General features: G+C 58.1%; 22 protein-coding genes and 2 rRNA genes (1 of these 24 cut by a window edge). 20 read left to right on the forward strand and 4 right to left on the reverse strand.

Annotation, left to right across the window (positions count from 1 at the left end):
- The 6 genes from SKTS_RS02040 to SKTS_RS02065 all read left to right on the forward strand — a co-directional run.
- Nucleotides 1-2,516, forward strand: a 23S ribosomal RNA gene (locus SKTS_RS02040) (it extends 367 nt beyond the left edge of the window).
- A gap of 109 nt (nt 2,517-2,625) precedes the next feature.
- Nucleotides 2,626-2,739 (forward strand): 5S ribosomal RNA (gene rrf, locus SKTS_RS02045).
- Nucleotides 2,740-2,840: 101 nt separating this feature from the next.
- Nucleotides 2,841-4,175, forward strand: a complete 1,335-nt coding sequence (miaB, locus tag SKTS_RS02050) for a tRNA (N6-isopentenyl adenosine(37)-C2)-methylthiotransferase MiaB (RefSeq protein WP_173059583.1) — start codon at nt 2,841-2,843, stop codon at nt 4,173-4,175.
- Nucleotides 4,172-5,131, forward strand: a complete 960-nt coding sequence (locus SKTS_RS02055; RefSeq protein WP_173059586.1) for a PhoH family protein — start codon at nt 4,172-4,174, stop codon at nt 5,129-5,131. The genes miaB and SKTS_RS02055 overlap by 4 nt, the downstream gene beginning before the upstream one ends.
- Nucleotides 5,128-5,574, forward strand: coding sequence for an rRNA maturation RNase YbeY (gene ybeY / locus SKTS_RS02060; RefSeq protein WP_173059589.1), 447 nt, complete (start codon nt 5,128-5,130; stop codon nt 5,572-5,574). Before SKTS_RS02055 ends, ybeY begins: the two co-directional genes overlap by 4 nt.
- A 17-nt stretch (nt 5,575-5,591) precedes the next feature.
- Nucleotides 5,592-6,419, forward strand: a complete 828-nt coding sequence (locus SKTS_RS02065; protein WP_173059592.1) for a CorC family transporter — start codon at nt 5,592-5,594, stop codon at nt 6,417-6,419.
- Here SKTS_RS02065 and trmB read toward each other — a convergent pair.
- Genes trmB through SKTS_RS02085 form a run of 4 tightly spaced genes read right to left on the reverse strand, consistent with a single transcriptional unit; the run spans nt 6,416 to nt 9,206 of the window.
- Entirely contained in the window at nt 6,416-7,102 is a 687-nt protein-coding gene (gene trmB / locus SKTS_RS02070; protein ID WP_173059596.1) for a tRNA (guanosine(46)-N7)-methyltransferase TrmB, read from the reverse strand. The genes SKTS_RS02065 and trmB overlap by 4 nt on opposite strands.
- Nucleotides 7,103-7,107: 5 nt before the next feature.
- Entirely contained in the window at nt 7,108-7,890 is a 783-nt protein-coding gene (locus SKTS_RS02075; RefSeq protein ID WP_173059600.1) for a thiazole synthase, read from the reverse strand.
- 18 nt (nt 7,891-7,908) lie between these two features.
- Nucleotides 7,909-8,112, reverse strand: a complete 204-nt coding sequence (gene thiS / locus SKTS_RS02080) for a sulfur carrier protein ThiS (RefSeq protein WP_173059603.1) — start codon at nt 8,110-8,112, stop codon at nt 7,909-7,911.
- A 38-nt stretch (nt 8,113-8,150) separates the two neighbouring features.
- The gene (locus tag SKTS_RS02085; RefSeq protein ID WP_173059606.1) at nt 8,151-9,206 is read right to left on the reverse strand and encodes an LLM class flavin-dependent oxidoreductase; all 1,056 of its coding nucleotides are present in this window, start codon (nt 9,204-9,206) and stop codon (nt 8,151-8,153) included.
- A 121-nt stretch (nt 9,207-9,327) separates the two neighbouring features.
- On the opposite strand from SKTS_RS02085, the gene SKTS_RS02090 reads away from it, so the two are divergent.
- From SKTS_RS02090 to hisC, 14 genes are read left to right on the forward strand one after another with little or no spacing between them, the layout of a single operon-like run.
- On the forward strand, nt 9,328-10,140 hold the full coding sequence (locus SKTS_RS02090) for an ABC transporter ATP-binding protein (protein ID WP_173059609.1): 813 nt from the start codon (nt 9,328-9,330) through the stop codon (nt 10,138-10,140).
- Entirely contained in the window at nt 10,133-10,930 is a 798-nt protein-coding gene (mlaE, locus tag SKTS_RS02095; RefSeq protein WP_173059612.1) for a lipid asymmetry maintenance ABC transporter permease subunit MlaE, read from the forward strand. Before SKTS_RS02090 ends, mlaE begins: the two co-directional genes overlap by 8 nt.
- Nucleotides 10,930-11,400 (forward strand): outer membrane lipid asymmetry maintenance protein MlaD, encoded by a 471-nt coding sequence (gene mlaD / locus SKTS_RS02100; protein ID WP_173059615.1) that lies wholly within the window; start codon nt 10,930-10,932, stop codon nt 11,398-11,400. Before mlaE ends, mlaD begins: the two co-directional genes overlap by 1 nt.
- Nucleotides 11,397-12,755, forward strand: coding sequence for a TolC family protein (locus SKTS_RS02105; RefSeq protein ID WP_173059618.1), 1,359 nt, complete (start codon nt 11,397-11,399; stop codon nt 12,753-12,755). Before mlaD ends, SKTS_RS02105 begins: the two co-directional genes overlap by 4 nt.
- Nucleotides 12,752-13,399, forward strand: coding sequence for an MlaC/ttg2D family ABC transporter substrate-binding protein (locus tag SKTS_RS02110; RefSeq protein WP_342343003.1), 648 nt, complete (start codon nt 12,752-12,754; stop codon nt 13,397-13,399). Before SKTS_RS02105 ends, SKTS_RS02110 begins: the two co-directional genes overlap by 4 nt.
- Complete coding sequence (locus tag SKTS_RS02115; protein ID WP_173059621.1) at nt 13,396-13,680, forward strand: STAS domain-containing protein; 285 nt, start codon at nt 13,396-13,398, stop codon at nt 13,678-13,680. The genes SKTS_RS02110 and SKTS_RS02115 overlap by 4 nt, the downstream gene beginning before the upstream one ends.
- A gap of 21 nt (nt 13,681-13,701) precedes the next feature.
- On the forward strand, nt 13,702-14,598 hold the full coding sequence (locus SKTS_RS02120) for an ABC transporter ATP-binding protein (protein WP_173059624.1): 897 nt from the start codon (nt 13,702-13,704) through the stop codon (nt 14,596-14,598).
- Nucleotides 14,595-15,350: an ABC transporter permease gene (locus SKTS_RS02125; RefSeq protein ID WP_173059627.1), complete on the forward strand. Its 756-nt coding sequence runs from the start codon at nt 14,595-14,597 to the stop codon at nt 15,348-15,350. The genes SKTS_RS02120 and SKTS_RS02125 overlap by 4 nt, the downstream gene beginning before the upstream one ends.
- Nucleotides 15,351-15,599 (forward strand): BolA family protein, encoded by a 249-nt coding sequence (locus SKTS_RS02130; RefSeq protein ID WP_173059630.1) that lies wholly within the window; start codon nt 15,351-15,353, stop codon nt 15,597-15,599.
- A gap of 30 nt (nt 15,600-15,629) precedes the next feature.
- Nucleotides 15,630-15,953, forward strand: coding sequence for a Grx4 family monothiol glutaredoxin (gene grxD / locus SKTS_RS02135; protein ID WP_173059633.1), 324 nt, complete (start codon nt 15,630-15,632; stop codon nt 15,951-15,953).
- A 3-nt stretch (nt 15,954-15,956) separates the two neighbouring features.
- A complete protein-coding gene (murA, locus tag SKTS_RS02140; RefSeq protein WP_173059637.1) occupies nt 15,957-17,213 on the forward strand; it encodes a UDP-N-acetylglucosamine 1-carboxyvinyltransferase in 1,257 nt (418 codons plus the stop codon).
- Between the two features lie 2 nt (nt 17,214-17,215).
- Nucleotides 17,216-17,854 carry an ATP phosphoribosyltransferase gene (gene hisG / locus SKTS_RS02145; RefSeq protein WP_173059640.1) on the forward strand — a complete coding sequence of 213 codons (639 nt, stop codon included), beginning with the start codon at nt 17,216-17,218 and terminating at the stop codon, nt 17,852-17,854.
- A 46-nt stretch (nt 17,855-17,900) separates the two neighbouring features.
- Nucleotides 17,901-19,205 carry a histidinol dehydrogenase gene (gene hisD / locus SKTS_RS02150; RefSeq protein ID WP_425315638.1) on the forward strand — a complete coding sequence of 435 codons (1,305 nt, stop codon included), beginning with the start codon at nt 17,901-17,903 and terminating at the stop codon, nt 19,203-19,205.
- Nucleotides 19,206-19,212: 7 nt separating this feature from the next.
- Nucleotides 19,213-20,277: a histidinol-phosphate transaminase gene (gene hisC, locus SKTS_RS02155; protein ID WP_173059644.1), complete on the forward strand. Its 1,065-nt coding sequence runs from the start codon at nt 19,213-19,215 to the stop codon at nt 20,275-20,277.
- Nucleotides 20,278-20,322: the final 45 nt, after the last annotated feature.

The raw sequence follows: 20,322 nt of genomic DNA on the forward strand, positions 1-20,322 counted from the left end.
AGTAGGGCGGGGCACGAGAAACCTTGTCTGAACATGGGGGGACCATCCTCCAAGGCTAAATACTCGTAATCGACCGATAGTGAACCAGTACCGTGAGGGAAAGGCGAAAAGAACCCCGGGAGGGGAGTGAAATAGATCCTGAAACCGCATGCATACAAACAGTGGGAGCGGACTTGTTCCGTGACTGCGTACCTTTTGTATAATGGGTCAGCGACTTACATTCAGTAGCGAGCTTAACCGATAGGGGAGGCGCAGCGAAAGCGAGTCTGATAAGGGCGATTAGTTGCTGGGTGTAGACCCGAAACCGGATGATCTATCCATGGCCAGGATGAAGGTGCGGTAACACGCACTGGAGGTCCGAACCCACTAACGTTGAAAAGTTAGGGGATGAGCTGTGGATAGGGGTGAAAGGCTAAACAAATCCGGAAATAGCTGGTTCTCTCCGAAAACTATTTAGGTAGTGCGTCACATATAACCCTCGGGGGTAAAGCACTGTTATGGCTAGGGGCCTATTGCTGGTTACCAACCCATGGCAAACTCAGAATACCGAGGAGTTCGAGTGTGGCAGACAGACAGCGGGTGCTAACGTCCGTTGTCAAGAGGGAAACAACCCAGACCGCCGTCTAAGGTCCCCAAATATAGTTAAGTGGAAAACGAGGTGGGAAGGCATAGACAGCCAGGATGTTGGCTTAGAAGCAGCCATCATTTAAAGAAAGCGTAATAGCTCACTGGTCGAGTCGTCCTGCGCGGAAGATGTAACGGGGCTCAAACTATATACCGAAGACGCGGATATGTGCTTGCACATATGGTAGGAGAGCGTTCTGTAGGCCTGCGAAGGTGTCTCGTGAGGGATGCTGGAGGTATCAGAAGTGCGAATGCTGACATGAGTAGCGATAAAGGGAGTGAAAAGCTCCCTCGCCGAAAGCCCAAGGTTTCCTGCGCAACGTTCATCGGCGCAGGGTGAGTCGGCCCCTAAGGTGAGGCAGAAATGCGTAGCTGATGGGAAATCGGTTAATATTCCGATACCTTTATACAATGCGATGGGGGGACGGAGAAGGTTAGGTTGGCCGGGTGTTGGATGTCCCGGTTTAAGCGTGTAGGCTGGTCCTTTAGGCAAATCCGGAGGGCTAAGGCCGAGGCGTGATGACGAGCACTCTTAGAGTGCGAAGTAACTGATACCATGCTTCCAAGAAAAGCCTCTAAGCTTCAGTTGTATGAAGACCGTACCGCAAACCGACACAGGTGGGCAGGATGAGAATTCTAAGGCGCTTGAGAGAACTCGGGTGAAGGAACTCGGCAAATTTGCACCGTAACTTCGGGAGAAGGTGCGCCCCGGTAGGTTGTAGAGATTTACTCTCGAAGGCCGATGGGGTTGCAGTGAAATGGTGGCTGCGACTGTTTAATAAAAACACAGCACTCTGCAAACACGAAAGTGGACGTATAGGGTGTGACGCCTGCCCGGTGCTGGAAGGTTAAGTGATGGGGTGCAAGCTCTTGATCGAAGCCCCAGTAAACGGCGGCCGTAACTATAACGGTCCTAAGGTAGCGAAATTCCTTGTCGGGTAAGTTCCGACCCGCACGAATGGCGTAACGATGGCCACACTGTCTCCACCCGAGACTCAGCGAAGTTGAAATGTTTGTGAAGATGCAATCTACCCGCGGCTAGACGGAAAGACCCCGTGCACCTTTACTGTAGCTTTACATTGGACTTTGAATACATCTGTGTAGGATAGGTGGGAGGCTTTGAAGTGGGAACGCTAGTTCTCATGGAGCCGACGTTGAAATACCACCCTGATGTGTTTGAGGTTCTAACCTAGGTCCATTATCTGGATCGGGGACCGTGTATGGTAGGCAGTTTGACTGGGGCGGTCTCCTCCCAAAGAGTAACGGAGGAGTGCGAAGGTACGCTAGGTACGGTCGGACATCGTACTGATAGTGCAATGGCATAAGCGTGCTTGACTGCGAGACGGACAGGTCGAGCAGGTGCGAAAGCAGGTCATAGTGATCCGGTGGTTCTGTATGGAAGGGCCATCGCTCAACGGATAAAAGGTACGCCGGGGATAACAGGCTGATTCCGCCCAAGAGTTCATATCGACGGCGGAGTTTGGCACCTCGATGTCGGCTCATCACATCCTGGGGCTGTAGCCGGTCCCAAGGGTATGGCTGTTCGCCATTTAAAGTGGTACGTGAGCTGGGTTTAAAACGTCGTGAGACAGTTTGGTCCCTATCTGCCGTGGGCGTTGGAAGTTTGAGGGGGGCTGCTCCTAGTACGAGAGGACCGGAGTGGACGCACCTCTGGTGTACCGGTTGTGACGCCAGTCGCATCGCCGGGTAGCTATGTGCGGAGGAGATAAACGCTGAAAGCATCTAAGCGTGAAACTTGCCTCGAGATGAGACTTCCCGGGAACTAGATTCCCCTAAAGGGTCGTTCAAGACCAGGACGTTGATAGGTCGGGTGTGGAAGCGCAGTAATGCGTTAAGCTAACCGATACTAATTGCCCGTGAGACTTGATCCTATAACCTTAAGCGGCTTCTATAAGCCAGTACAATCATTACCCATTACTTCTTCCGTTTTAATACTGACAGCTGATCGCAATACCAGTCAGCTGTGAGTGACAAGTTATGCTTGGCGGCAATAGCAAGGTGGAACCACCCCTTCCCATCCCGAACAGGACCGTGAAACGCCTCCGCGCCGATGATAGTGTGCATTACGCATGTGAAAGTAGGTCACCGCCAAGCTCCTCACCCAGACAAAGCCCTCCTCGCGAGGGCTTTGTCATTTGCGGCGCAAATTCACGCTGGTAGAATTGTTGTTATCAACCTGATATTACAAATCACACGTGGCAAAAAAAATCTTCATTAAAACCTTCGGCTGCCAGATGAACGAGTATGACTCATCCAAGATGGCTGACGTACTGCATGCGCAGAGTGGCATGGTTAGTACAGACAATGCCGAAGACGCTGATGTCATCCTGCTGAATACCTGTTCCATACGCGAAAAGGCGCAGGAAAAGGTGTTTCACCAACTAGGCCGCTGGCGCAAACTAAAGCAACGTAATCCCGATTTGGTTATTGGCGTGGGTGGCTGTGTGGCCAGCCAGGAGGGGAGCGCAATCATTGCTCGTGCGCCTTACGTGGATATCGTGTTCGGGCCCCAAACTTTGCATCGTCTTCCACAGTTGATCAAGGACCGCCAGTCCAGCGGCAAGCCCCAAGTCGATATATCCTTTCCCGAAGTCGAAAAATTCGATTACCTGCCCGAGGCACGGGTTGAGGGTGTCAGCGCGTATATTTCGGTGATGGAGGGGTGCAGTAAGTATTGTACTTACTGCATCGTTCCGTTCACTCGGGGGGCGGAGGTTTCGCGTCCTTTCGACGATATTCTCGCTGAGGCTGCGCAGTTGGCTAAGAACGGCGTGAGGGAAATTACCTTGCTCGGACAGAATGTAAATGCGTACCGTGGGGAAATGCATGACGGCGATATTGCCGACTTGGCGCTGCTGTTGCATTATCTGGCGGATGTTCCCGGCGTTGAGCGTTTGCGTTTTATTACTTCTCATCCGGTAGAATTTTCCCAGATTCTGATCGATGCCTATTGCAGCATCCCCAAACTGGTGAGCTTTCTGCATTTGCCCGTGCAGTCCGGCTCAGACCGTATTCTCTCCGCCATGAAACGTGGCTACACGGCGCTGGAATATAAATCCAAAATTCGAAAACTTCGCGCGATACGCCCGGACATCACGATCTCATCGGATTTTATCGTCGGGTTTCCAGGAGAAACCGAGGCCGATTTCGAAGCCACGATGAAGCTGATCGATGAAATCGGGTTCGATACCAGCTACAGTTTTTTATTCAGCCCTCGTCCGGGTACCCTCGCTGCCGAACTCCATGATGAGACGCCGCTTGAGATCAAGCAGCAGCGTTTGCAGCGATTGCAGGAAAAGATCGATGCTCAGGCCATCGCGATCGGACAAGAGATGGTCGGCACGGTGCAGCGCATCCTGGTCGAGGGTGTATCACGGAAGGATGCAAACGAAATGTTCGGACGTACCGATAATAATCGCGTGGTTTACTTTGCCGGTCAGGCGCGTTTGATCGGCTCAGTAGTGAGTGTGGGCATCACCGCTGCGATGTCACACAGCTTGCGCGGCGATATCATAGTGAGAGAGCATTGAAATCAAAATCGATCGAGATCGCGTTTTCCCCGGTAGACAACAACCGGCTGGCCAACCTGTGCGGTGCGCTTGATGAGAACCTCAAGCAGATTGAGACCGCTCTGGATGTCAGCATCGCCCGACGCGGCGAGCATTTTTCAGTAGGCGGGCGTCCGGAGCAGAGCCGTCGCGCCGCGCAGGCATTGCAGATGTTCTATGCTCAGGCAAAGCACGCGCTTTCCGTCGATGAAATTCAGCTCGGTTTGATCGAATTGAATAATGAACGCGAATCGGACGGTAGTGCGGAAATGGTGCCCGTACTGATGACGCGCAAACACGATCTGCGTGGCCGCACCCCTCGCCAGAATGCTTATTTGCAGCACATCCAGGAGCACGACATCACCTTCGGCATCGGCCCTGCCGGAACCGGTAAAACCTATCTGGCTGTTGCTAGTGCGGTAGACGCCCTGGAGCGCGACGCCGTAAAACGCATCGTACTGGTGCGTCCGGCCGTGGAGGCCGGCGAGCATCTTGGATTCCTGCCCGGCGACTTGGCCCAAAAAGTCGATCCTTATCTGCGCCCCCTTTACGACGCACTCTATGACCTGATGGGCTTCGACCGGGTGGGCAAACTGTTCGAGCGCGGTGCGATCGAAATCGCGCCCTTGGCTTACATGCGCGGACGAACGCTCAATCATTCCTTTATCATCCTGGACGAAGCGCAGAACACCACGCCGGAGCAGATGAAGATGTTCCTGACGCGGATCGGGTTCGGCACCAAAGCAGTGATAACCGGCGACGTGACGCAAATTGACCTGGCCAAGGGGCAGAAAAGCGGGCTGGCCAACGTGCATGCCGTGCTAGGAAAAGTACGTGGCATCGCGTTTACTTTCTTCGAATCCGAGGACGTGGTGCGTCACCCGTTGGTGCAGCACATTGTGAATGCCTACGCCCGCTACGAAGAGGGCAATAAATGAAAGCAGCGCGGCACAAGCTCTCGCTCGCGGTGCAATTTGCCTGCAAGCAGGACGATGAGCCTACGCGCGCCGAGATACGGGCCTGGGCGGCAGCTGCGCTCGAAGGCGAAGCCGAGGTGACCGTGCGCTTGGTGGATGAGGACGAGGGGTGCGAGCTCAACCGTGAATATCGTGGCAAGGACTACGCCACCAACGTCCTGTCGTTCGTCTATCAGCAGGAGCTTCCATGCCAGGGCGATCTGGTGTTGTGCGCGCCGGTAGTGAGCCGCGAAGCTGTGGAGCAGGGCAAAAGTGTCGAAGCGCATTATGCGCACCTGGTGGTGCATGGCATGCTGCATTTGCAGGGCTACGATCACGAAAACGAGGACGATGCCCTGGAGATGGAGGCGGTGGAAACCCACATCATGAGAAAGCTCGGTTATACTGATCCCTATGCTGTTTAAAGAGGCAATGCAGTCGCATGGATGAACCTGCCAAACCGGGCTGGTTGGAACGCTTGGGGGCGTGGCTCTCGCCCGAACCGGATAACCGGGAAGAGCTGGTGGAAATCCTCCACACCGCTTACGAAAAAAACCTGCTAGACGCCGATGCGCTTTCCATGATCGAGGGTGTGTTGCAGGTGTCCGAAATGCAGGTGCGCGACATCATGATTCCACGTGCGCAGATGGACGTGATCGACATCGCCGATGCTCCCGAAGCTTTTATTCCCTTTGTAATCGAGACCGCCCACTCGCGTTTTCCCGTAATCGGGGAGAACAAGGACGACGTCATCGGCATCCTGCTTGCCAAGGACCTGCTGCGCTACTACGCCGGCGTGGAATTCGACGTGCGCGACATGCTGCGCCCGGCGGTGTTCATCCCGGAGGCCAAACGGCTCAACGTGCTGCTCAAGGAATTCCGCATGAACCGCAATCACATCGCCCTGGTGGTGGACGAATACGGCGGCGTATCCGGGCTGGTGACCATCGAGGACGTGCTGGAGCAGATCGTGGGGGAAATCGAGGACGAATACGACTTCGATGAAACCGAAGACAACATCATCCAGGATCGTGCCGGCAACTACCGCGTAAAGGCGGTGACCGAAGTCGCCGGGTTCAACGAAGTGCTGGGCACGTCGTTTAGCGACGAAGACTATGACACCGTGGGTGGCCTGGTGGTAAGCAAATTCGGCCGTTTGCCCAAGCGTGGTGAAAGCATTGTCCTGGATGGCTTGAAATTTCAGGTTCTGCGTGCCGACAGCCGGCGCCTGCATACCCTGCTGGTGGAAAAGTTGCCCGAGGCGGTCTAGTCCAGGGCAGCCCGTCTAAATACGATATCCCATACCCCGTGTCCCAGCCTTAAGCCGCGCTGTTCGAATTTGGTGAGCGGGCGATAATCCGGCCGCGGCGCGTAATTGGCGGCGGTGTTGGCCAAGCGCGGTTCCGCGCTGAACGTTGCCAGAATATGCGTTGCATATTCTTCCCAGTCCGTCGCGGCATGCAGATAACCACCTGTTTTTAGCCGCTCGCATAATAGCGCCACGAATTCCGCCTGTATCAGGCGACGCTTGTGATGGCGCTTCTTCGGCCAGGGGTCGGGAAAGAAGATATGCACGCCGTCGAGCGTGCCCGGGGCCAGCATGAGTTTCAGCACTTCCACCGCATCGTGCTGAACGATGCGAATGTTGCTCAAGCCCGATTCCTCGATTTGCTTCAGCAGACTGCCGACGCCGGGGGTGTGAACCTCGATGCACAGGTAGTCGTTTTCAGGGTGTTCCCGCGCGATTTGTGCAGTGCTGTCCCCCATGCCAAAGCCGATCTCCAGGATTCTCGGCGCACTACGGCCAAAGGCGTGATCCAGATCCAGGCGTTCCATTTGAAACGGAATGCCGAAGCGGGGCATCAGCGTTTCATGGGCGCGGCCCTGGGCGTTGGACATGCGGCCCTGGCGCAGCACGAAGCTGCGCACGGGGCGGTGTGAAGTTTCGCTCATGTTGACTACTTGCCGATGAGGCCGGTGGTGGGCGAACTGGGGCTGGCGGAATAGAGTTTCTTGGCCATGCGCCCTGCACGGAACGCTTCGCGCCCGGCTTCCACAGCTTTTTTCATCGCAGACGCCATGAGGATGGGATCTTGCGCCGCGGCGATGGCGGTGTTCATCAGCACCCCGTCGCAGCCCAATTCCATGGCGATCGCAGCGTCCGATGCGGTCCCTACGCCGGCGTCCACGATAACAGGGACCTTGGCGTTGTCGATGATGATTTGCAGGTTCCACGGGTTGAGGATGCCCATGCCGGAGCCGATCAATGAGGCCAGCGGCATCACGGCAACGCAGCCGATCTCTTCGAGCTGCTTGGCAATGATGGGGTCGTCTGAGGTGTAGACCATCACCTTGAAGCCTTCTTTGACCAGCGTCTCGGCCGCTTTCAGCGTTTCCATCATGTTCGGGTAAAGCGTTTTCGGGTCGCCCAGTACTTCCAGCTTCACCAGGTCGTGTCCGTCCAGCAATTCGCGCGCCAGGCGCAAGGTGCGGACGGCGTCGTCGGCGCTGTAGCAGCCCGCGGTGTTGGGCAGGTAGGTGTATTTGGAAGGCGGTACGGCATCCAGCAGGCTGGGTTCGCCGGCATTCTGGCCGATATTGGTGCGACGGATGGCGACGGTGACGATCTCGGCGCCACTGGCTTCGATGGCGCGCCGGGTTTCGTCGAAATCCTTATATTTCCCGGTTCCCACCAGCAGACGGGAGGCGTAGCTGGTTCCTGCAATGATCAAGTTGTCCATAAATTCCGCTTGGGTTATTTAGCCCCCGCCGACGGCGACGACAATTTCGAGCTTGTCGCCGCTGGCTAGGGGGGTGTCGCTGAATTGGCTGCGCGGCACGATGTCGCCGTTGCGTTCCACGGCGATGCGTTTGCCGAGCAGTTCGAGATGCTCCACCAGTTGGGTCACGTTGAGCGGTCCGGCAAACTGGCGCGGCGTGCCATTGATGGTGAGTTCGATCACGGAATGCTGCCCTGCACGTTAAACAAAGCGTGATTTTATCACTCTTGCCGGAACGCGGGCATTACCTCCGCAGCAATGCAGCGCAAGGATTCCTGCGCGACCTCGGTTTTTACGGCGCCAGCGCCGACTGAGCAAAGGATATGCGTGACGCCGGCCGCTTCGAATTTGCGCAACTGCTCGGTGCATTCTGCAGGCGTGCCGACCACGACCATGCCGAAGTTTTCCAGCAACGTCAGGTTGATGCCGAGTTTCATGAATTCCCGGAAATGTCCCAGTTCGCGCAAATGTTCATAGCTCGGGTAGAGCTTTTCCAATAGCGGCAAGGTGGTCTTGTACAACTCGCGGTAGTACCAGGTGAGCGACTGCTTCGCTAGTTGGCGCGCGCGCTTTCCATCCGGCAGGCACAGGATGCTCACTGCCATGCCGATGCGCGGAGGCGTGGCTCCGCCCCAGGCGCCCAGGTAGTTCTTGATGTCATACTTGGTCATCAGCCAAGGCTTGAATGGTCCTGCCAGCATGCCCAGTCCCTGCTGCGCTACCCAGGCGAAGCTGTCTGGACTGAGCGCCGCAGACCACAGGGGCGGGTGAGGCGTTTGTAGCGGATGGGGCAAAATGTCCACATGGTCCAGGCGGTGATGAACGCCATGGAAGGAAACAGGCTTGCATGTGAAACTGGTGCGCAGGATTTCCAGCATTTCGGCGCTGAGCGAACGGCTGTCCGACATGTCGACGCCGAATGCCCTGTATTCGTCGAGTGAAAATCCGCGGCCCAAGCCGACCTCGATTCGACCGTTGCTGAGAATGTCCAGCGTGGCGATGCTCTCCGCCACGTGCACCGGGTGGTGATAGGGCGCGGGGAAGATGCCCATCCCCAGTCTGATCCGTTGGGTACGCTGGGATAATGCCGCGAGCACCAGTTCCGGCTTGGAACAATGGGAATATTGGCGCCTGAAATGGTGCTCCGCCAACCAGGCGCAACGGAATTCCAGTTGGTCTGCCAATTCGATCTCTGCCTGGATATCGGCGTATGCATCGCTTTCGCTGCGCGCCACAAAGGACGGCATGGCAATTTCATGAAAAATATCGAATTCCATATTTCATATGATGCCAGTTCGACGTAGAAACACCAACAACCCACTTTGCATCGAAGCGTTCTAGTCTAGGACGGCCGAATGGGTTAGAATTTCAGCCTTTTCCATGCCCGCCCGGTGCTTTATGTCCAGTGATAATCTGGTCGAATTTCAAAACGTCAGTTTCGCCTATGACAAGCGCCCGATCCTCAAGGGGATCAACATGACCGTGCCACGCGGCAAGGTGGTGGCGATCATGGGCGGCAGCGGCTGCGGCAAGACGACCATGCTGCGCCTGATCGGCGGACAGATAAAGGCGTCTCAGGGGCAAGTGGTGGTCGACGACAAGATCGTGCGCGACCTCGATGCCGACGGCTTGTACCACCTGCGCCGCCGCATGGGCATGCTGTTCCAGTTCGGCGCATTGTTCACGGACATGTCGGTATTCGACAACGTCGCATTCCAGATGCGCGAGCATACCGATCTGCCGGAAAGCGTGATCCGCGACCTGGTGTTGATGAAGCTCCACGCCGTCGGCTTGCGCGGCGCACGCGACCTGATGCCGTCCGAGCTTTCCGGCGGCATGGCGCGGCGCGTGGCGCTGGCCCGTGCGGTGGCGCTGGATCCCATGCTGATCATGTACGACGAGCCTTTTGCCGGCCTCGACCCAATTTCCCTGGGGGTGATCGGCAACCTGATCCGCCGCCTCAACGATGCCCTGGGGGCGACGTCCATCGTCGTGACTCATGACGTGCATGAGTCCCTCGAAATAGTCGATTACGTATATTTCGTCTCGGAAGGGGTGATCGTGGCGCACGGCACGCCGGAAGAGATGCGCGTCTCGGACAAGGCTTTCGTGCATCAATTCATTCATGGCGAGGAGGATGGCCCGGTGCCTTTCCATTACCCTGCATCGACCTATGGCGCTGACCTGCGACTGGGGGGCGAGAATGCCTAGCCGCATCGTCAAGGCAGTGCGTCGTGTCGGCGCCCGGGTGGTCGACGGCGTGTGGCGTTTTGGCGTGGCGAGCCGTTTCCTGTTCCTCACCCTGGCGTATTCCGCGACCAGCTTTCGCCGCTTCCACCTCATCATCAAGGAAATCTTTTCCACCGGCGTGCTATCGCTCATCATTATCCTGGTGTCGGGGCTGTTCGTCGGCATGGTGCTGGGGATGCAGGGGTACGATACGCTGCAGCGTTATGGCGCATCGGAATCCCTTGGCGTGATGGTGGCCCTGTCACTGGTGCGCGAGCTGGGGCCGGTGGTGGCTGCGCTGCTGTTCGCCAGTCGTGCCGGGTCGGCGATTACCGCGGAAATCGGCTTGATGAAGGCGACCGAGCAGCTTTCGGCCATGGAAATGATGGCGGTCAACCCCATCGCGCGCGTGGTCGCGCCGCGTTTTTGGGCCGGCGTGATTTCCATGCCGCTGCTGGCGGCCATGTTTTCCGCCATGGGCGTGTTCGGTGGTTATCTGGTGGGCGTCAAGCTGATCGGCGTGGACGAGGGCTCCTTCTGGTCGCAGATGCAGAACGCGGTGGACTTTCAACAGGATATCGTCAATGGCGTGATCAAGAGTTTTGTGTTCGGCGTGGCGGTGACCGCCATCGCGCTGTTCGAGGGATATGATGCGCCGCCGACCGCGGAAGGAGTATCCGGGGCGACGACGCGCACCGTGGTGACTTCGTCGCTGGCGATTCTGGCGCTGGATTTCGTATTAACTGCATTCATGTTTCGGGGAGAAGTCTGATGGAGCGCACCACAATTGACTTGTGGGTTGGGTTGTTCGTGGTGATGGGGCTGGGGGCTTTGCTGGTCCTGGCCCTCAAGGTCGGCAACCTGGGTGGCGTCAATATAAGTGAGAGTTATGCCGTGACCGCCGACTTCAGCAATATCGGCGGACTCAAGGTGCGGGCGCCGGTGAAGAGTGCCGGCGTGGTGGTGGGGAGGGTGGCGGAAATCAAGTATGACGCCGAAAACCACGAAGCCCGAGTGACGTTGAAGCTGGACCGGAAGTATCCTTTTTCCAAGGATACTTCGGCCAGCATCATGACTTCCGGTTTGCTTGGCGAACAGTACATAGCCCTCGAGTCGGGTGGGGATAGCGTTGTGCTCAAGGAAGGCGATAAAATCAAGATCACCCAGTCGGCAGTGGTGCTGGAAAATCTGATCGGCCAGTTTCTCTACAATAAGGCAGCAGATAGCGGAGAGAAAAAATGAACAAGCAATGGTTAGCGGTAGCATTCGGCGCCTGGACAAGCTTTTCCGGCGTGACGACCTGGGCGCAGACGGTCAATCTGCAGCAGGCAATCGACATGAGCATGAGCGCTGATCCCCGCATTCAGGAGCGCGAACAGCTGGTGGAGCTGGCGCGCGCCCTGCTGGAAGAGGCTCAGGGCAACAACGGCCTGCGCCTCGATGCCAATCTGTTTGTCGGTCTGGCACCCAAGGTCGAGGGCGGTTTCTATCAGGGCGGCGCAACTTCGGGCACGACTCCGCGCAACGACGCCTACGACTGGAAAGGCCTGTCGGACTGGACCTCGTTGCAGTTTTCCATCGTCAAGCCGCTCTATACCTTCGGCAAAATCGAGAATTACAGCGATGCGGCCCGCGGCAATATCGACGTCAAGCGCCAGGATGTGCGGCTGCAGCGCGGCAGTACCGTGATGGACGTGAGCCGCGCCTATTATGGTTACCTGACGGCGCGCGATACGCGGCGCATGCTGGAAGACGTGTTGTCGAAAGTGAACGGCGCAATCTCCCGGGTCGAGAAGGACCTCAAGGCAGACAACGGTCAGTCCCGGCAATCCGACCTCTATGAACTGCAGGCCAAGCTGGGTTTGCTGAACAAATATCTGAGTCAGGCGCAATCGGTCGAAACCGTCAGTCTGAATGGCTTGAAGGTGCTCACCGGCGTTGGGCTGGAGGGCAAATTGGAAGTGTCGGACGAGAGTTTGAAACCCGTGGCGCTACCGTCGGCCAGCCTGGTGGATTACCAGGGCAAAGCGGCGTCCGCGCGGCCCGAACTGTCGCAGCTTGACGCCGGTCTGCGCGCAAGGCGAGCGCTGGTGGACGCGAAAAAAGCGGAAATGTACCCCAACATTTACGCCGGTGTGGTGGGCAGCTTTGCCTATGCGTCACGGCGCGACACCCTGGACAACCCGTACGTCTACGACCCGTTCAACCATGCCGGGCTGACTCCGGTGGTGGGGCTGAAATGGGATCTGGCTTTTGATGTCGTGCCGGCGCGGGTGGCTCAGGCACAGGCGGAGCTCGATGCATTGCTGGCGAAGAACCGCTTTGCGTTGCAGGGCATTCCCTTCGAGGTGGCGGAAACCTATGCCAAGATGCAGGCTTATTACAAGGCGCAACAGGATCTGGCGCAGGGCGCGGCGTCGGCACGGCGCTGGATGGTGGCTTCCTACGCAGACTTCAATGCCGGGCTGGAAAAGCCCGAGCGCGTGAGCGAGGCCTTGAAAACCTATGCCACGACCCAAGCTGAGTACCTGTTGACGGTGAACGACTACAATATGTACGTGGCCCAAATGGCTAAAGTGACTGGAGATTACAAATGATGCAGAAGATTCGGGCCGTGCTGTTGGCTGTTTCCATGGCGGCTGCTTTTTCTGCCGCAGCGGCCGAAATGCCCCCGGATGTGCTGGTGAAGAACACGGCTCAGGATGTGCTGTCGATCATCAAGCAGGACAAGGACATTCAGTCCGGCAATAGCCAGAAGGTGCTGCAACTGGTGGATGCCAAGGTGTTGCCGCACTTCGATTTCGCCCACATGGCGCAGCTTGCGGTTGGGCGCTACTGGCCCAAGGCGACGCCGGCGCAACGGCAGGCGCTGGTCAGCGAATTCCGCTCCTTGCTGGTGCGTACTTATTCCAATTCCTTGACCTCTTACAAGAACCAGACCATTGATTACAGGCCGCTCAAGTTGCAGCCGGGCGACACGGACGTGACGGTCAAGACGGTAGTCAACCAGCCCGGCGGCCAGCCGATCCCGATCGACTACAGCCTGGAAAAAACCGGCAATGAGTGGAAGGTCTACGATGTGGCGGTAGACAACGTCAGCCTGGTGACCAATTATCGGGGCTCCTTCGGATCTGAAATCCAGAGCAAGGGCATCGATGGCCTGATCAAGACACTGTCGGATAAAAACCGCCAGGAAGCGAAAGGCGGCGAAAAGACTCCCGCTGCGGCAAAGAAAAAATGATCGAGCTGGGCGGTGGCGCAATCCACTTTAGCGGGCCGCTGACCATGGTTACCGTGAACGAGGCGCTGCGCGAGAGCACGGCGCTTTTCGCTGAGGAAGGTCCTTGGGTACTGGACTTCAGCGGCGTGGGCGAGGTCGACTCTGCGGCGGTCAGCTTGTTGCTGGAATGGGCGCGTCAATCTGCGCGGTCGGGCCGCAAGTTGCGCATCAGCCATCTCCCGGAAAATTTGCAAAGCCTGGTGAAAGTATACGGCGTAGAAGATCTTTTGCCCGCCGCGTAAGCGGCAAGGCTCCGTTTCCCCATGTTTCCCGCCATCGAAATCCGTCAGGTCCACAAGCGTTTCGGCACTGTGCAGGCCCTGCGCGGCGTTGACCTGAGCATTCAGCAAGGCGAGTTTTTCGCACTGCTGGGCCCCAACGGCGCGGGCAAATCCACTCTGATCAATATCCTGGCCGGTCTGGCGCTGGCTGACAGTGGGAATCTCAAGGTGCTTGGCCATGATGTAAGGGCCGACTATCGCGAAGCGCGCCGTTCCATCGGGGTTGTGCCGCAGGAATTGGTGTACGACGCATTTTTCACTGTGCGTGAAATGCTGCAATTCCAGTCCGGCTATTTCAATATCCGCAACAACGATGCCTGGATCGACGAATTGCTGGAAAGCCTGGGATTGACCGACAAGGCGGATGCCTATGTGCGCACACTTTCCGGCGGGATGAAGCGCCGCGTGCTGGTGGCGCAGGCGCTGGTGCACAAGCCGCCGGTAATCGTCCTCGATGAGCCCACCGCGGGCGTGGACGTGGAATTGCGCCAGAGCTTGTGGGGATTCATCCGCCGCCTCAATCGCGAGGGGCACACCATCGTGCTCACCACGCATTACCTCGAGGAGGCGGAAACCTTGTGCAGCCGCGTCGCCATGTTGAAGCAGGGCGAGGTCGTGGCACTGGATACTACCGCCAACCTGCTGAACCGCTATGCGGCCATTCAGGTCAGTATGCGGCTGGACCCGCCGCGCCTGCCCGATATTTTGCAGCCCTTGTCGAGTGGACAGGACGGCGAAGTTTTCAAGCTCTCGCTGAAACACCATGCCGAGTTGGAAAACGTGTTGCGCGTCCTGCGCGAGGCGGGTATCAGTGTTGCTGAGCTGGGCGTTTCCAAACCCGATCTGGAGGACGTGTTCCTCAAGCTGGTGCGGTCATGACCGGCCTGTGGACACTCTTCTACAAGGAGATTTTGCGTTTCTGGAAAGTCAGTCTGCAGACCATTCTTTCTCCGGTGGTGACCACTCTGCTTTACCTGCTGATTTTTTCCCACGTGCTGGAAGAGCATGTCCATGTCTATCCGGGCGTGAATTACACGGCTTTCCTGATCCCCGGGCTGGTGATGATGGCGATGCTGCAGAACGCGTTTGCGAACAGTTCGTCCAGCCTGATCCAGTCGAAGATGAATGGCAGCATCGTGTTCATCCTGCTGCCGCCGCTGGCGTACTGGGAGTTTTTTGCCGCCTACGTGGCGGCGTCGGTGGTGCGCGGCGTGGTGGTGGGCTTGGGGGTGGGGCTGGCCGGCCTGTGGTTCACCGTCGTGCCGCTGGTTCATCCAATGTGGATACTGGCTTTCGCTTTGCTTGGCTGTGCCATGCTGGGCGCGACAGGGATCGTCTCCTCGCTGTGGGCGGAGAGCTACGATCAGATGTCGGCGGTGCAGAATTTCATCATCGTGCCGCTGACCTTTCTCTCCGGCGTTTTTTATTCGATCAATTCCCTGCCTCCGTTCTGGCAGGGCGTGTCGCGCTTCAACCCGTTTTTTTATCTGATCGACGGCTTCCGCTATGGCTTTTTTGGCACGTCGGATGTTTCCCCGGTATTCGGGCTGTCGATTGTCGCTAGCTGCTTTTTGGCATTATCATTGGCTACTTTGCTTTTGCTCAAGAGCGGCTACAAGTTGAGGAAATAAATGATTACCAAAGAAGAAATCAGGGGCCATATTGAAAATGGACTGAAGTGTGACTATATCGATGTATCGGGGGACGATGGCCAGCATTTCGAAGCGGTCGTCGTCAGTCCCGAGTTCGTCGGCAAGAGCATGGTGCAGCAGCACCAGCTGGTTTACAAAGCTCTCGGGCACCGGATGGGTGGAGAAATTCACGCTTTGTCATTTAAAACCTTAACCCCCGAAGAATGGCGCACACTTTCAGGCGCCTGAGCGGTGGGTGACTACCAACAAGGAAATATCATGGATCAAAATGTTCTGGATCGTATCAAGCAGATCGTCACCGAACACCCGGTGGTGCTGTTCATGAAAGGTACGCCGAAGTTTCCGCAATGCGGCTTTTCCAACGTCGCGGCGCAGGTGCTGAACGCTTGCGGCACGGAGTTTTACGCTGTCAACGTGCTGCAGGATCCCGAAATTTTCGAGAATCTGAAGTATTACGCCAACTGGCCGACCTTCCCGCAAATTTACATCAACGGCGAATTGATCGGCGGCGCGGATATTTCCAAGGAAATGTACGAAAAGGGCGAGTTGCAGCAACTTCTGGCTTGCCTCAAGCAGGCTTGATTGATGGATAAACTCGTTATTCAGGGCGGCGTGCCGCTGGCCGGAGAAGTTCGCATCTCCGGCGCCAAGAATGCCGCTCTGCCGATTCTCTGCGCCGCACTGCTGGCAGAAACGGATACCTTGCAGGTTGGCAACGTGCCGCACCTGCACGACATCACCATCATGATCGGGTTGCTGGTGCAGATGGGCATGGGGGTTTCGGTGGACGACAAGCTGGGCGTGGAACTGGACGCCCGCCATATCAACAACCCGCTGGCACCCTATGACCTGGTGAAAACCATGCGCGCCTCGATTTTGGTGCTCGGGCCGTTGCTGACGCGTTTCGGCAAGGCGCGGGTGTCACTTCCCGGCGGCTGCGCCATCGGTTCCCGCCCGGTGGACCTGCACATCAAGGGGCTTGAGGCGATGGGCGCCAGCATTTCCATCGAACACGGTTACATCAACGCCAGCGCAGGGCGGCTCAAGGGCGCGCGCATTTTCATGGACCTTGTGACGGTGACCGGCACCGAGAACCTGATGATGGCTGCGGTGCTCGCCGAAGGCACGACGGTACTGGAAAATGCGGCACGCGAACCGGAAGTCGTGGACCTGGCGGAATGCCTCAAGGCCATGGGCGCCGACATCGAAGGCGCGGGCAGCGACGTGATCACCATTCACGGCGTGGAACGGCTACATGGCGCCAGTTACAGCGTCATGCCGGACCGTATCGAGGCCGGAACTTTCCTGGTGGCTGCCGCCGCCACACAGGGCAAGGTCAAGCTGCGCAACATTCGGCCCGACATTTTCGATGCCGTGCTGGAAAAATTGCGTGATGCCGGCGCGACAATCGAAACAGGCGCTGACTGGGTGAGTCTGGAAATGCATAACCCGATCAAATCCGTAAGTATCCGTACCGCGCCTTACCCTGCTTTCCCCACCGACATGCAGGCGCAGTTCATGACGCTGAACACCGTCGCGCAGGGTGCGGCGACCATGACCGAAACGATTTTCGAAAACCGCTTCATGCACGTTCAGGAGTTGCGCCGGCTGGGGGCCGACATCGAAGTGGAAGGCAATACCGCCATCGTGCGCGGTATACCCGAATTAAGCGGGGCGACCGTCATGGCAACCGACCTGCGTGCGTCCGCTTCCCTGGTAATCGCCGGGCTGGTGGCGCAAGGGGAAACCACGGTGGAGCGTATTTACCACCTCGACCGCGGCTATGAATGTATCGAAGAAAAACTGTCCCAACTTGGGGCGCGAATTAAGCGAGTGCACTGAACATGATTACCATCGCTCTCTCCAAGGGACGCATTTTTGAGGAAACCACGCCGCTGCTGGCGGCTGCCGGCATCGTGCCGCAGGACGACCCGGAGACCTCGCGCAAGCTGATTCTGGACACCAATCACGCCGACGTGCGCCTGATCATCGTACGCGCTTCGGACGTGCCGACCTACGTGCAGTACGGCGCGGCCGACCTCGGCATTGCCGGCAAGGACGTGCTCCACGAGCACGGCGGGGATGGACTGTACCAGCCGCTGGACCTGCAGATTGCCAAGTGCCGCATGATGGTGGCGGTGCCGCAGGGCTTCGACTACGAGGGTGCCGTCAAACAGGGGGCGCGTTTGCGGGTGGCCACCAAGTACCTGCAAACGGCGCGCGAACACTTCGCTCAGAAAGGCGTGCACGTCGACCTCATCAAGCTTTACGGCTCGATGGAACTGGCACCGCTGGTCGGGCTGGCCGATGCCATCGTCGATCTGGTGAGCAGCGGCGGCACGCTCAAGGCCAACAACCTGGTGGCGGTGGAGGAAATCATGCAGATCAGCTCGCGCCTGGTCATCAACCAGGCCGCGCTGAAGCTGAAGCATGCGCGCATCCAGCCCTTGCTGGATACCTTTGCTTCCTGCCTCAAGGTCTGATGCAACGGGTTATAATCTCAATTTTTCCAATCGACGCTTGCCCATCATGTTGAACATTAAACGCTATACCAGCACTCAGCCCGATTTTCAGGATTGCCTGCAGCAGTTGCTGGCTTTCGAGGGCGCCCAGGACGAATCCATCGACCAGGTCGTGGCGGGTATTCTGCATGACGTGAAAACACGGGGCGATGCCGCGGTGCTGGAATACACAGGGCGCTTCGACAAGCTGCAGGCCGCTTCCATGGCCGAGCTGGAAATGTCGGCGGCCCGACTCAAGCAGGCTTTCGACGATTTGCCGGCGGAGCAGCGCGAGGCGTTGCAGCAGGCGGCGGAGCGGGTGCGCGTGTATCACGAGAAGCAGTTGATGCACTCGTGGAACTACACCGAGCCGGACGGCACCATGCTTGGGCAGCAGGTCACGGCGCTGGACCGGGTCGGGCTGTACGTGCCGGGCGGCAAGGCGGCCTATCCCTCGTCGGTGCTGATGAACGCCATTCCCGCCAAGGTGGCCGGGGTGAAGGAACTCATCATGGTGGTGCCCACGCCGGGCGGCGTGGTGAACGAACTGGTGCTGGCGGCGGCCCATGTCTGCGGCGTGGACCGGGTGTTCACCATCGGCGGCGCGCAGGCAGTCGGCGCGCTGGCATACGGCACCGCGACGATTCCGCAGGTCGACAAGGTGGTCGGCCCGGGCAATGCCTACGTGGCGGCGGCCAAGCGGCGCGTGTTCGGCGTGGTCGGCATCGACATGGTGGCTGGCCCGTCGGAAATCCTCATCATTTGCGACGGCAAGACCAACCCGGACTGGATCGCCATGGACCTGTTTTCGCAGGCCGAGCACGACGAACTGGCCCAGTCCATCCTGCTGTCGCCGGATGCGGCGTTCATCGACGCGGTACAGGCCAGCATCGCCAAATTGCTGCCCGAAATGCCGCGCCAGGAAATCATCCGCACCGCGCTGGAAAATCGCGGCGCGCTGATCGCGGTGAAGGACCTGGACGAGGCGGCGGCTATCGCCAATTACATCTCTCCCGAGCACCTGGAGCTGTCGGTGGAAGACCCGGTTGCGCTCACCGCCAGGATCAAGCATGCCGGCGCCATCTTCATGGGGCGCCAGACCTGCGAGTCGCTGGGCGACTACTGCGCCGGCCCCAATCACGTGCTGCCGACTTCGCGCACCGCGCGCTTCTCCTCGCCGCTGGGGGTCTACGATTTCCAGAAACGTTCGAGCCTGATCATGGTTTCTCCCACCGGCGCGCAAACCATGGGCAAAATCGCCTCGACCCTGGCTTACGGCGAAGGTCTGCAGGCCCACGCTCGTTCCGCCGAGTACCGGATGAAGGGTTCCTGATCCTGTCATGAGTCGCTACTGGAGTGCCGTCGTTCACGGCCTGACCCCTTATGTGCCGGGCGAGCAGCCCAAGCTGCCGAATCTCGTCAAGCTCAACACCAACGAGAATCCCTATGGCCCCAGCCCGCGTGCGCTGGAGGCTATGCGCGGCGAAGTTGGAGAGAACCTGCGCCTCTATCCCGACCCCTCCGCCGATCGCCTCAGACAGGCGGTGGCCGATTTTTACGGCGTGACGCCGCAGCAGGTGTTCGTCGGCAACGGTTCCGACGAGGTGCTGGCGCACACCTTCCAGGCGCTGCTCAAGCACGAAGCTCCTTTGCTGTTTCCGGACATCAGCTACAGTTTTTACCCGGTGTACTGCGGCCTGTACGGCATCGAGTACCAGACGGTAGCGCTGAGCGATAAATTCGAAATTCGCGTCGATGATTATTTCCGCCCCAACGGCGGGATTATTTTTCCCAATCCCAACGCGCCGACCGGTATGGCTCTGCCTCTGGCGGATATCGAGCGCCTGCTGGAGTCCAACAAAGACTCTGTGGTGGTGGTCGACGAGGCTTACGTCGATTTCGGCGCCGAGTCGGCTGTCGCGCTGGTGGATCGTTATCCACAGTTGCTGGTGATTCACACCCTATCCAAATCGCGTTCCCTGGCGGGGTTGCGCGTGGGCTATGCCATTGGTCACCCCGACCTGATCGAGGCGCTGATCAGGGTCAAGGATAGCTTCAACTCCTACCCGCTGGACCGTTGCGCCATCGCCGGCGCCGCGGCGGCGATCGAGGACCGCGCCTATTTCGAATCCACCTGCGCCAGGGTGATAGCCACCCGCGCCAGGCTGGTGAACGAACTCGAAGCGCTAGGCCTGGAAGTGTTGTCCTCAGCCGCTAACTTCGTGTTCGCGCGCCACGCCCGGCGCGATGGAGCCGAACTCACCGCCAGACTGCGCGAGCGCAGCATCATCGTGCGCCATTTCAAATCGCCGTCTCGCATTGCGCCGTTCATGCGCATCACGGTTGGAACGGATGGGCAATGCGATGCGCTGCTCCATGCCTTAGGGGAAATTCTCCGGGGCTGAGCGATTTTCTTCAGGTCCGATAGGCTCCTAGGTTAGAATGGAAAA

The sequence above is a fragment of the Sulfurimicrobium lacus genome (genome assembly GCF_011764585.1).
GTDB classification, from domain to species: Bacteria; Pseudomonadota; Gammaproteobacteria; order Burkholderiales; family Sulfuricellaceae; genus Sulfurimicrobium; species Sulfurimicrobium lacus.